Annotated in this window: 11 protein-coding genes; 7 read left to right on the plus strand and 4 right to left on the minus strand. The window is 34.5% G+C overall.

Annotated elements, in window-relative coordinates:
- Positions 1 to 88: 88 nt before the first annotated feature.
- The 4 genes from G9Q29_RS13350 to G9Q29_RS13365 form a co-directional block, all read right to left on the minus strand.
- Positions 89 to 1,723 (minus strand): ABC-F family ATP-binding cassette domain-containing protein, encoded by a 1,635-nt coding sequence (locus G9Q29_RS13350; protein WP_166138331.1) that lies wholly within the window; start codon positions 1,721 to 1,723, stop codon positions 89 to 91.
- A gap of 303 nt (positions 1,724 to 2,026) precedes the next feature.
- On the minus strand, positions 2,027 to 2,836 hold the full coding sequence (locus G9Q29_RS13355; RefSeq protein WP_166138334.1) for an alpha/beta hydrolase: 810 nt from the start codon (positions 2,834 to 2,836) through the stop codon (positions 2,027 to 2,029).
- Between the two features lie 124 nt (positions 2,837 to 2,960).
- Complete coding sequence (locus G9Q29_RS13360; RefSeq protein ID WP_166138337.1) at positions 2,961 to 4,136, minus strand: GlmU family protein; 1,176 nt, start codon at positions 4,134 to 4,136, stop codon at positions 2,961 to 2,963.
- 326 nt (positions 4,137 to 4,462) lie between these two features.
- On the minus strand, positions 4,463 to 4,714 hold the full coding sequence (locus tag G9Q29_RS13365; RefSeq protein ID WP_166138340.1) for a type B 50S ribosomal protein L31: 252 nt from the start codon (positions 4,712 to 4,714) through the stop codon (positions 4,463 to 4,465).
- 242 nt (positions 4,715 to 4,956) lie between these two features.
- Here G9Q29_RS13365 and G9Q29_RS13370 point away from each other — a divergent pair, with 242 nt between their 5' ends.
- The 7 genes from G9Q29_RS13370 (at position 4,957) to G9Q29_RS13400 (ending at position 12,791) form a co-directional block, all read left to right on the plus strand.
- A complete protein-coding gene (locus tag G9Q29_RS13370) occupies positions 4,957 to 5,487 on the plus strand; it encodes a DUF4199 domain-containing protein (RefSeq protein WP_166138343.1) in 531 nt (176 codons plus the stop codon).
- Positions 5,488 to 5,493: 6 nt separating this feature from the next.
- Positions 5,494 to 6,450, plus strand: coding sequence for a glycosyltransferase family 2 protein (locus G9Q29_RS13375; protein ID WP_166138346.1), 957 nt, complete (start codon positions 5,494 to 5,496; stop codon positions 6,448 to 6,450).
- Between the two features lie 133 nt (positions 6,451 to 6,583).
- Complete coding sequence (locus G9Q29_RS13380; RefSeq protein WP_166138349.1) at positions 6,584 to 8,311, plus strand: phospho-sugar mutase; 1,728 nt, start codon at positions 6,584 to 6,586, stop codon at positions 8,309 to 8,311.
- Positions 8,311 to 10,140, plus strand: a complete 1,830-nt coding sequence (locus G9Q29_RS13385) for an ABC transporter ATP-binding protein (RefSeq protein WP_166138352.1) — start codon at positions 8,311 to 8,313, stop codon at positions 10,138 to 10,140. The genes G9Q29_RS13380 and G9Q29_RS13385 overlap by 1 nt, the downstream gene beginning before the upstream one ends.
- 110 nt (positions 10,141 to 10,250) lie before the next feature.
- The gene (locus G9Q29_RS13390; protein ID WP_166138355.1) at positions 10,251 to 10,898 is read left to right on the plus strand and encodes a DUF2306 domain-containing protein; all 648 of its coding nucleotides are present in this window, start codon (positions 10,251 to 10,253) and stop codon (positions 10,896 to 10,898) included.
- Between the two features lie 2 nt (positions 10,899 to 10,900).
- Positions 10,901 to 12,037, plus strand: coding sequence for an aspartyl protease family protein (locus tag G9Q29_RS13395; RefSeq protein ID WP_166138358.1), 1,137 nt, complete (start codon positions 10,901 to 10,903; stop codon positions 12,035 to 12,037).
- Between the two features lie 52 nt (positions 12,038 to 12,089).
- Positions 12,090 to 12,791 carry a DUF2971 domain-containing protein gene (locus G9Q29_RS13400; RefSeq protein ID WP_166138361.1) on the plus strand — a complete coding sequence of 234 codons (702 nt, stop codon included), beginning with the start codon at positions 12,090 to 12,092 and terminating at the stop codon, positions 12,789 to 12,791.
- Positions 12,792 to 12,793 lie beyond the last annotated feature (2 nt).

The following is a 12,793-nucleotide window of genomic DNA, read 5'->3' on the forward strand; positions in this document are numbered from 1 at the left end:
CTTGCAAGAACGATCCAGCAAGTGTTTAATTAATTATTTTTGTTTAATAATCTGTATCGATTATTTAGGACTAGTCAGATCGAAAATTTTACTTTTCAATTTCACGCATACTTTCCATTTTCTTATTGGCTAAGAAACCGGTAATATCCTCAAAGTGCTCTACCACACGTTTGTTTCCAAATTCAAATACTTTAGTCGCCAATCCGTCAAGGAAATCACGATCGTGCGAAACCAAAATTAAAGTACCATCAAAATCACGCAAGGCATCTTTGATAATGTCTTTGGTTTTCATGTCTAAGTGATTCGAAGGCTCATCCAGAATTAATAAATTCACTGGCTCAAGCAACAATTTAATCATCGCCAAACGTGTTTTCTCACCTCCAGAAAGTACCTTTACTTTTTTGGTCACATCGTCACCATGAAACATAAACGCACCCAAAATATTTTTAATTTGAGTTCGTACGTCCCCTACTGCAATACCGTCAATTGTTTCAAAAATAGTAGCATTTTCATCTAATAAAGCCGCTTGGTTTTGAGCAAAATAACCAATTTGCGCATTGTGTCCAATTTCTACACTACCTGAATCAATACCAATTTCTTTCATAATGGCTTTGATCATAGTCGATTTACCTTCACCATTTTTACCTACAAAGGCAACTTTTTGACCTCTTTCGATCACTAAATTTGCATCTTTAAAAACCACATGATCGCCATACGATTTCGACATTTCTTTCACAATCACAGGATATTGTCCCGAACGCGCTGCAGGAGGAAATTTCAAACGCAAGGCAGAAGTATCCACTTCGTCAACCTCTACAAGAACTAATTTTTCTAACATTTTAACTCTCGATTGAACGGCATCTGTCTTAGAGAAAGTACCACGAAACCTATCAATAAAAGCTTGATTGTCTGCAATAAAACGTTGTTGCTCATCGTATGCTTTTTGCTGGTGAATACGACGGTCTTTGCGCAACTCTAAGTAATGCGTATACTTGGCTTTATAATCATAAATACGTCCCATTGTTACTTCAATAGTACGGTTGGTAATATTATCAACAAAAGCTCTATCGTGCGAAATTACCACAACCGCTTTAGCCGAATTAATCAAAAAGTCTTCTAACCATTGAATACTTTCGATATCCATGTGGTTGGTAGGCTCATCTAGTAAAATTAAATCGGGTTTTCTCAAAAGAATTTTAGCCAACTCGATACGCATTCTCCATCCTCCGGAAAACTCAGAAGTTTGACGAGTAAAATCAGTACGCTCAAACCCTAAACCAGTTAGAATTTTTTCTACTTCAGCTTCATAATTTATCTCTTCGATGGCATAAAATTTCTCACTCAAATCAGAAACGCGCTCGATCAACTTCATGTACGCATCACTTTCATAATCAGTACGAATGGTTAATTGTTCGTTGATTTCGTCAATTTCAGCTTTCATGGCAAAAACTTCCCCAAAAGCTTTTGAAGCTTCTTCAAGCACAGTAGCTCCATCAGTTGTTAGTAAATGCTGTGGCAAATAAGCCACGACAGCCTCTTTTGGTGCCGAGATATTTCCTGTTGAAGGTTTACTTTGTCCTGCAATAATTTTAAGTAAGGTAGATTTACCCGCGCCATTTTTACCCATTAGGGCGATTTTGTCATTTTCATTAATGGCAAAAGAAACATCACTAAAAAGCGTTGTACCACCAAATTGCACTGAAATATCGTTTACTGTAATCATTATTTGAGTTTAAAGTTTTATGTTCAAAAGTGTAAAGGATTCCATATTTTATGAAACCGTTTTTTGAAGGTGCAAAGATAGATTAAATACAGAATTAGGCAATTGATATTTTTAATACTAATTATTAAAAGGATATTTACTTAGAAAATTAAAACATCTATAAAGTAAATTGAATTTAGACAACAATAATACCAAAATGGGGTCCAAAAAACCAAACTAGGTAATACATCATATAAATGATTAGTAATCAAAATACAATAGTTTTCATTTTTTACAATTTTGCATCCCTAAATTATCATCCTATCACTTAGACAATATTCGAGATAATTCTGAAATATACTCTACGTTCTCATTCATACCAATATGCCCTTGATCTTTTAAAGTAAAGAAATGATCCGTTGGTTTCAATATTTTACTTAATCTTTCAGAGTTGGAAATAGGAATTATTCTATCCAAATCTCCATGAAAAATATAAATAGGTGCTTTAACTTTTGTTATCAACTTATTTGTTTCAAATTTAAATTTCTTTAAAAAATCAGGGACAAATGGAACTCTAGAATCGGAATATTCTAAAAAATTATAATAAGGAGACTGCAAAATTAAATATTTAGGATTTGACATCGATGATAAATAAACAGCCGGACCAGTACCTATTGAATAACCTATTACAATTATTTTGTCTTCTTGATATTTTGATAACATTTTCTGATAAGCAAGCAAAACATCCTTGTAAACATGTCCTTCATTTTCAATTACACCTTCACTCTTTCCGAATCCTCTGTAATCCAAAATAAAAATATCATATCCCAAATTATTATAAATATTGGCAATGTCACCCCAAGTATCCAGACCACCTGAATTTCCATGCAAATAAAACAGTAGACCTTTAGATTCTTTAACCTTGAATAAAATACCGTGCAACTTTATATTATCTGACGATGGAATAACTATCTCTTCAAAGTCTCCTTCAAATTCAAAATTATAATCTCTTGGGAGTTTTGATGCATTAAAAACAATTTCGCCTTGACATAGATAAACATATGTCATGATCAACACGTAGATTAATCCCAAAAAACCAAAAAGGGTAAACGTTACGAACTTTAATGTCTTCATCAAATCAAATTTTTAAGAAAGGTACTTCAAAAACTTATGGAATAAAAAAAACCGCTAATTCACGAATTAAAATTTGCGAATTAGCGGTTATTTAATGGCTTTATATTATTCAAACAAGAAGCATTTATTCTTTTCTCCACTTTTTAGTTTCCTCAAAAACATGTTCTAAAATGGCAGCTTCACGCTCATCAAACTCCATATTACGGCGACTCATCACCAAGCGTGCCGTTTCAAAAGCTTTTTTAGTGATATAAGTTGTAAAACCTGCAGCTCCACCCCAAGAAAAACTTGGTACAAAATTGCGAGGAAAACCGCTTCCAAAAATATTGGCACTCACTCCCACTACCGTACCGGTATTGAACATCGTATTGATACCGCATTTACTGTGATCGCCCATCATTAAACCACAAAACTGTAGTCCGGTTTTAGCAAATCCTTCGGTTTCATAACTCCATAGTTTCACCTCTTCGTAGTTGTTTTTAAGATTCGAATTGTTACTATCTGCACCGATATTACACCATTCGCCAAGAACTGAATTTCCTAAAAAACCATCATGACCTTTGTTCGAATATCCGAACAAAACCGAATTATTTACCTCGCCACCTACACGGGAATGCGGACCAACTGTGGTTGCACCATAAATTTTGGTAGCTAATTTTACTTGCGCATGATCGCACAAGGCAAATGGACCTCTGATTACTGAACCTTCCATGATTTCAGCATCTTTACCAATATAAATAGGTCCAGTAGCAGCATTTAAAGTAACATATTCGAGTTTAGCTCCTTCTTCGATAAAAATGTTTTCAGGTGCAATCACATTTACACTTTTAGGAATAGGTTGTGACGTTCTATCTTCTGTTAAAAATTCAAAATCAGCACGAATTGCAGCATCATTTTTAGCAAAAATATCCCAAGTATGCGCCACTGTTAGGCAATCATCGTTGTACTCGATGATTTCGTAGGAGTCAAAATCAACCTCTTCTTGCTCGTCATTGGTATAAAAAGCAATGACTTCATCGCCTTTAAAAACTGCTTGATTCGGCTCTAAATTACTCACTATTTCCGCCAAAACCGGATTAGGAAGAAAGGAGGCATTGATCATTACATTCTCCTCTAATTCAACCATTGGAAATTTTTCTGACAGATATTCTTCTGTTAAAGTAGTTGTGGTCGAACCTAGGTAAAGTTCCCATTTTTGACGAATAGTCAAAATTCCGATTAAAATATCAGCAACAGGGCGTGTAAATGTAAAAGGCAAAAGTGCATTTCTGGCAGGTCCGTCAAAAAGTATGTAATTCATGGTGTAGCGTTTCAGATGTTATGAAGGTTCAAAGTTACAAAGTTTTGAATAGCAATAAAAATAAAAGGTCAACGAAGGAATTGTCGATAAACTCGTGACATTTTTTTTAACCATCAAGGTATTAAGGGAATTAAGGGTTTTGTAAAATAAAAGGTCAACGAAGGAATTGTCGATAAACTCGTGACATTTTTTTAACCATTAAGATATTAAGGGAATTAAGGTTTTAAAAAAATAAAAGTGTTATGCACCAATTTATAACGCAAACTTGCTATTAAATAAAAAGCCCCGCAAATTGCGAGGCTTTTGTATGATGTAAACAGTTAAAATTATTTAACGTGTTTAGCGTATTTAGTTTTGAACTTGTCAATACGTCCTGCAGTATCGATAAGTTTAGATTTACCTGTGTAAAAAGGGTGAGAAGTTCTAGAGATCTCCATTTTTACAACTGGGTATTCAACACCGTCAACTGTAATTGTTTCTTTTGCATCTGCAGTAGATTTAGTGATAAAAACTTCGTCATTTGACATGTCTTTAAATGCAACTAATCTGTAATTTTCTGGGTGAATTCCTTTTTTCATCTTGTAAATCTTTTTTTATTGATTGGTTAGTCCTTGTTTTGCAGCTTTATCAAATACAAAAAAGGTATAAACGCCTACTAACTTTTTGTTTAATACTATTATTTTGAGTGTGCAAATTTACAATTAATTTTCAATAAACAAATCTTTGATTCACTTTTTTTACGCAATTCCAAAAAACGTTTTTTAGCGCTGTATGTATTGGGAATTGTTATCTTTGTGGATTAATTTTAAAACTAGCAAAAATGACTAACGAAATTGTTAAAAAGAACGGAATTACATTTGGAGTTGCAATTGGAATTGTTTCTTCATTAATTACTGCACTAATCTATGCTATTGACTTGAATTTGTTTACCGAATGGTGGATAGGAGTACTCAGCATCTTAACATATTTAGTTTTAGGAATTGTTTTGTTGGTTCGAACAAAAAAAGAATTAAATGGCGTTTTTACTTTTAAGCAAGCCTTTACGACTTATTTTATTGCCATCGTAGTTGGAATTTTAATATCTGTCCTATTTAATATCCTTTTATTTAATGTAATTGATCCATCTGCTAAGGAAGCCGTTAATGAATTGATCATCAAATATACTATGAATATGATGCAAAAATTTGGCGCTCCAGCATCAGCAATTAATGAGGCTATTGCTAAAATGAGAGAAAACGATCCGTACTCACCTATTGAATTGTTGAAAGGATCCCTTTTCAGTATTGGTTTTAGCTCAATATTTGGTTTATTATTAGCCGCTATTTTCAAAAGCAAATCTACACAAGAATAAAAATTAATGAATTTATCTATACTAATTCCGCTTTTAAACGAAGAGGAATCCCTGCACGAACTCTACACATGGATTATCAAAGTGGTTCAATCTCATAATTATTCGTATGAAATCATTTTTTTAGATGATGGAAGTACCGATAATTCTTGGGGACTGATTGAGGGCTTTTCAAAAGAAAATCCTCATGTAAAAGGTATTCGTTTTATTAAAAACTTTGGAAAATCGCAGGCCTTGCATGCCGGTTTTGCAAAAGCACAAGGAGACGTTATTATTACCATGGATGCTGATTTGCAAGACAGCCCTGAGGAAATTCCGGGATTGTATGACATGATTACCAATGGGAAATACGATTTGGTTTCGGGTTGGAAAAAGAAACGCTACGACTCTGTTGTTGCTAAAAATTTACCCTCGAAACTATTTAATTGGGCGGCTCGAAAAACATCGGGAGTTGAATTGAATGATTTCAATTGCGGCTTGAAAGCGTACAAAAATATTGTTGTTAAAAACATTGAAGTTTCTGGCGAAATGCACCGCTACATTCCGGTATTGGCTAAAAATGCAGGTTTTGGTAAAATTGGTGAAAAAGTAGTGCAACATCAAGCCCGAAAATATGGTGAAACTAAATTTGGGATGGAACGTTTTATTAACGGATTCTTAGATTTAATTACCATTTGGTTTTTATCCCGCTTTGGCAAAAGACCAATGCACCTTTTTGGCGCCATGGGATCTTTGATGTTTGTTATAGGATTTATGCTTGCTGGATACATCGGTATTTCAAAGTTATACCACATGTACAACGATATGCGTTATAGCCTAGTGACCAATAATCCGTGGTTTTATATTGCTCTCACTACAATGGTTTTGGGAACACAATTATTTCTAGCCGGATTTCTTGGTGAAATCATTTTGAGAACAAAAAATAATGAAGAACGTTATAAGATTGCTAGTAGTGTAAACTTGTAGTTTAAAAAAAAAACGATATACAGCGGGACAAACCCTAGCCCTGATAGCAGTGGAAATCCTTTTATGTGCCGCGGCGAATAAAAGATTGCAACGAATAGCAGGAAATAGCTCCTAAAAAACAAAATTACATCAGATGGAAATTAAACAAAACATTTTAGATGCGGTCAATGAATGGTTGACACCAACGTTTGATCAAGCCACGCAAGAGGCAATTACAGAATTGATGACCTCATCACCAAAGGATTTAGAGGAAAGTTTCTATAAGAATTTAGAATTTGGAACTGGCGGAATGCGCGGTATCATGGGCGTGGGAAACAACCGAATCAATAAATATACGTTAGGAAAAAGCACGCAAGGATTATCTGATTACTTGAAAACTGCTTTCCCGAACCAACCATTAAAAGCCGTTATTGCTTATGATTGCCGTCATGACAGTGATACGCTGGCAAAAGTAGTTGCGGATGTTTTTTCGGCTAATGGTATTGAAGTGTACTTGTTCTCTGAATTACGCCCAACACCAGAATTATCTTTTGCAGTGAAGCATTTGGGATGTCAATGCGGAATTGTACTTACTGCATCGCACAACCCGCCTGAATACAACGGGTATAAAGTGTATTGGCAAGATGGTGGCCAAATTGTACCGCCAGAAGACAAAGGAATTATTGAGGTTATTGAAAACTTGACTTACGATCAAATCAAATTTACAGCAGATGAAGCTTTGATTCATTACGTAGATACTGAAATTGATGCAGCTTTTATAAAATCAACTATTGAGAATGCTAGTTTTGGTACTTCGGCTGAGGCCAAAAAAGACTTGAATATTGTATTTACTTCTTTACACGGCACCTCTATTAAACTTGTTCCTGATACCTTAGCGCAAGCGGGTTACACACAAGTACATATTGTAGAGGAGCAACGTGTGCCAAATGGTGATTTCCCAACTGTAAAATCGCCAAATCCTGAAGAGCCTGAAGCTTTGACAATGGCATTGGCGTTGGCAGAAAAAACTAATGCCGATATTGTTGTGGGTACTGATCCAGATTGTGACAGATTAGGAGTTGCGGTGCGTAATAACGAGGGTAAAATGGTGTTGTTGAACGGAAATCAAACTATGGTTTTGATGACGGCCTTCTTACTGGAGCAATGGAAAAAAGCTGGAAAAATTAACGACAAACAATTTATTGGTTCTACGATTGTATCAACTCCGATGATGATGGAACTGGCTACTAATTATGGCGTAGAATGCAAAGTTGGTTTGACTGGTTTTAAATGGATTGCTAAAATGATCAAAGACTTCCCAGAACTAGAGTTTATTGGCGGTGGTGAAGAGAGTTTTGGTTACATGGTGGGTGATGCTGTACGTGATAAAGATGCTGTTGCAGCAACCCTTTTAGTTTGCGAAATGGCAGCTCAAGCTAAAGCCCTTGGAAGTACTGTATACCAAGAACTAGTTAAATTGTACGTAGATAACGGTTTTTACAAAGAACACTTGGTATCAATTACTAAAAAAGGAATGGAAGGTTTGCAAGAAATCACACAAATGATGATTGACTTACGTGAAAATCCATTAAAAGAAATCAATGGCGAAAGAGTAATCATGGTAGAAGATTACCAATCAAGTACGGCTAAAAATCTTTTAGACGGTAGCGTATCTGAAATGACGATTCCAAAATCGAATGTATTGATTTACTATACGGAAGATGGCTCTAAAATATGCGCTCGCCCAAGTGGTACCGAACCAAAGATTAAATTTTATATCAGTGTAAATACTGCACTCGAGGCTGTTGAAGATTTTGAGGAAGTAGAAGCAATTCTGGACCAAAAAATCGCCAACATTATTACTGCAATGCAATTGAACTAATGGATCAAAATATAAAAAAATTAATACCCTTTACAAAACCCTATCAATCACATATTGTATGGAACATTGTATACAACATTTTGTATGCTTTGTTTAGTACGATATCTATGTTGACTTTGTTTCCTGTTTTGCAAGTACTTTTTGGAAAAACTGAGAAAGTTTACAAAGAGCCAGTTTACATAGGAATTGGTAACTTGAAAGATTTTGTAACAGAATACATTAACTTTAAAATTTCCTCTTTATCAGATAATGAAAGTACAGAAGTAGTATTGTTGTTTGTAGTAGCTATGGTTATCACTACATTTTTCATTAAAAATTTATTCAACTATTTGGCTTCCTATCACATCATGCACCTAAAAAACGGTGTTTTGAAGGATTTGAGGCGATCGATGTATGCCAAAATCATTGAATTGCCTATCTCCTACTATTCTGAAAAAAGAAAAGGTGATATGATGGCGCGCATGCTAGGCGATGTCAACGAGGTTCAAAACTCCTTTTTCTCCATTTTAGAATTGGTAGTAAAAGAACCTTTGACTATTATTTTTGCATTAGGAATGATGTTTGCCATCAGTACCAAATTAACACTATTCGTACTGATTTTCATGCCTATTTCGGGTTATATCATTTCTAAATTAGCTAAAAATTTAAGAAGCCAATCTAGAGAAGCACAAAAAGAAAGTGGCTCTTTAATCTCTGTAGTTGAAGAAACTTTAGGCGGCTTAAAAGTCATTAAAAGTTATAATGCTGAACCTTCATTTAAAGGTACCTTTAACGCGTCTGTAACAAGATTATTGAACTTAACCAACAGCATCGGAAGTCGTAACAACTTGGCTACACCATTGAGCGAATTTCTAGGAGTAACCACAATTGCTATTTTACTTTTTTACGGAGGAATTTTAGTTTTGAATGACAAAACACTTGACGGCGCTTCGTTTATTGTGTATTTAACATTGGCTTTCAATATTTTAACTCCTGCAAAAGCCATTTCAAAAGCAACATATTCTGTTAAAAACGGATTAGCTGCTGCTGAACGTGTTTTTGAGGTTTTAGATGTGGAAAACGAAATCACTTCAAAAGTAAATGCTGTTCAAAAAGACGCATTTGAATCGGATATCACCATTTCAAACATCAACTTTAAATACGAGGACGAAAAAGTGTTAAAGAACTTTTCGTTGCAAGTAAAAAAAGGACAAACAGTAGCACTCGTAGGACAATCTGGAAGTGGAAAAAGTACCATTGCCAATTTATTAACTCGTTTTTATGATGTAAACGAAGGCACGATTTCAATTGATGGAATAGATATCAAAGATCTCGATTTGCAATCACTTCGCGGTTTAATGGGATTGGTTACGCAAGACAGTATTTTGTTTAATGATACCATCAAAGCCAATATTTCATTAGGAAAACCAAATGCTACCGATGAAGAAATCATTGAAGCTTTGAAAATTGCCAATGCTTTTGAGTTCGTGCAAGATTTACCAAAAGGAATTCACACGAACATTGGCGACAGCGGAAATAAATTATCTGGAGGACAAAAACAACGTTTGTCTATCGCTCGAGCGGTTCTGAAAAATCCACCGATCATGATTTTGGATGAAGCTACCTCAGCATTGGATACCGAAAGCGAAAAATTTGTGCAAGTAGCTCTTGAGAACATGATGCAAAACAGAACTTCAATTGTTATTGCGCACAGATTATCCACTATTCAAAAAGCAGATGTAATTGTCGTGATGCAAAAAGGAAAAATTGTAGAGCAAGGAAACCACGAGGAATTGATTGCATTGCAAGGCGTTTACAATAAATTAGTTAGTTTGCAATCGCTTGAGTAGTTAAAATCGACAACTCAGAATTGAAGTAAGACATTTCAGTATATATTTTTTAAAGGTTACGTAAGATAGCAATATATTTACGTAACCTTTTTAATTTAAAACATTCTGTTATGCTATTCAAAATCATCTTAGTGCTGCACATTCTCTCTGGTTTTACCGGTTTACTATTAGGTACCGTTGTTTTAATTCGCAAAAAAGGCGACCGAGTTCATAAAAAAATTGGCTTGATTTTTACCATAGCTATGGTCAGCACCGGATTGTGTGCTTTTTACTTATCGTACGTACATCCTAATTTATTTCTTTTTATCGTAGGTGTTTTTACAATTTACTTGACCATTTCGGGCTATAGAATGATCCAATTAAAAAAAGCCCATTTAGGTCAGAAACCGCAAATTGGTGATGCACTGCTAACTATTGCCATGTTAATCTGCTCAATCATTTTTTATTACATTGGAATTCGTTATGTACTAGCTAAACAAGTTTTTGGTATCGTATTTCTACTATTTGGAACTGCTAGTTTACGATTGTGTTACACTGAATACAAAGCCTATACTGGCAAAGTAACTGATACTTTATACGGTTTAAAAAATCATATTGGCCGCATGACAGGTGCTTATATAGCAGCATTTACAGCTTTTATAGTGGTCAACAATACTTTTTTACCAGATGTCTTAGCTTGGAGTTTACCTGGAATTTTAGGCGGTATTTTTATTTCAAGATCGATTAAAAAACTAAGATCAAACGCTAAAAATATTTAGTTATGAAACGAATTTTAGCAACAGCTCTTTTCTTGAGTATATCAATTGTCAATTACTCACAAAACACAAAAATAGATACGATTCCGTTTAGCTTAAAATCAAGTTTACTGGTTTTTAAAGGGAAACTAAACGGAGTACCAACCGACTTTATGCTAGACACTGGTGCTGCATTGGGTGTGGTTCCATCAAGCAAAGCGAGTGCAGCCAACATCCAGATTTCTGGAAAAAAGAATATTACTGATAGCAACGAAAATCAAAACAGCATGCAATCAGCAGTTATTGAAACAGTTACTATTGGCACATTTGACATACATAACGTAAAGAGCATCGTGTACGACATGCCTCTTTTATCGTGCGCCGATACTTATTTACTTGGCGCTAATGCCATTAACAAACTAAATTGGAAAATTGATTTTGACAAAAAACTACTTTACGTTTCCAATGCAGTTTTTGAAACTAATACTGACATGTTAAGCATACCGATTGTTTACAAAAGCAACAGGCATTTTACCACGTTTTCAATTCAAGGTACACCCATAAAAAATTGTTTAATTGATACCGGTTACAATGATTTTCTTGAAGTTGACACAAATGAGTCTGCTTTTAAAAAATTAAAAAAAGACCCTAAAAACGAGATAATCACTGGTACTAAAATTGCCATGAGTTTGACAGAAATAAAAACTGTTGCTTTTGAAACCCTTTCATTTGATGGCTTGACACTTGGAAATAAAAGCTTTGAAAATGTAAAAATAGAGAGCAAACCTGGTACTGAAAAGAAGCTTGGAATATCCTTTTTTTCGCAATTAACATCGGTTACGATTATGAACAATAGTACATCAACCTATCATATGCAATTGTCAAACAAACCTATTTCTTTGCAATTGAATTTTGATGCTGATGTGTTTTTGAAAAATGGTAAATTAACAATCACCGGAAAAAGTAATCAAGAAGAAAATACAGCAAAAGACCTAACAATTGGAGAAGAAATTCTATCCGTTAACGGACGGAAAGTAGCAGACTTTAAAAATGAATGCGATTTTATTTCTTGGCGCGCAGAGGCTAAAACCAAAGAAATAATGGAGTTGGTAATGCCAAATGGCAAAAAAATAACGTTGAAAAAACGAGTTCTTAAATCATAAGTAAAAAAAATTGGTGAACTTTACGCAAAAGCATTTCCTGTAAATTATAGCTATGTACGTTAATAACACCTCAATTAAACTTCCTCAAGATCCGAACACTGTCGTTTGGAAATACCTCGACTTATCTAAATTTCTGGATTTATTGCTTTCGCAAAAGCTATTCATGTCGCGCTCTGATAAGTTTGAGGATCAATACGAAGGCACCTTTAGCGAACCTACTTTTGAGGAAATCAAAAAATTATCTCAAGATAATCCTGATTTTTTAAATTACTATAAAAAGCATCGCGAAAAAGTAGCCATAAGCAGTTGGCACATTAATGAATACGAATCGTTTGCAATGTGGCAAATATTCACGCAAAACACCGAAGGACTTGCCATACAATCAACTTTGGGGCGTTTGCAAAAGGCGCTACATTTAGAAAATGAGCACAAGCAATTCATTGGTGAAGTCAACTACATCGATTATAAAAAAGAACACATTCCGTTTGATGATTCGTTTTTCCCGTTTTTGTTTAAAAGAAAAAGTTTTCAGTACGAACGCGAAGTACGTATCATTACTGATATTGGCGAAAGTGAAAACAAATTAAACGAAGGGCTTAAAATAAACGTCGAAGTAACTACTTTGATTGAAAAAATATACATTCACCCAAAATCTGAAAACTGGTACAAAAACCTAGTCATTCAATTGGTAAAACAATTAGGTTATGCTATTACCATTGAAAAATCAGATTTGGAAAGTGATATTTTGATTTAAAT

This window comes from Flavobacterium turcicum, assembly GCF_011365745.1.
Classification (GTDB): Bacteria; Bacteroidota; Bacteroidia; order Flavobacteriales; family Flavobacteriaceae; genus Flavobacterium; species Flavobacterium turcicum.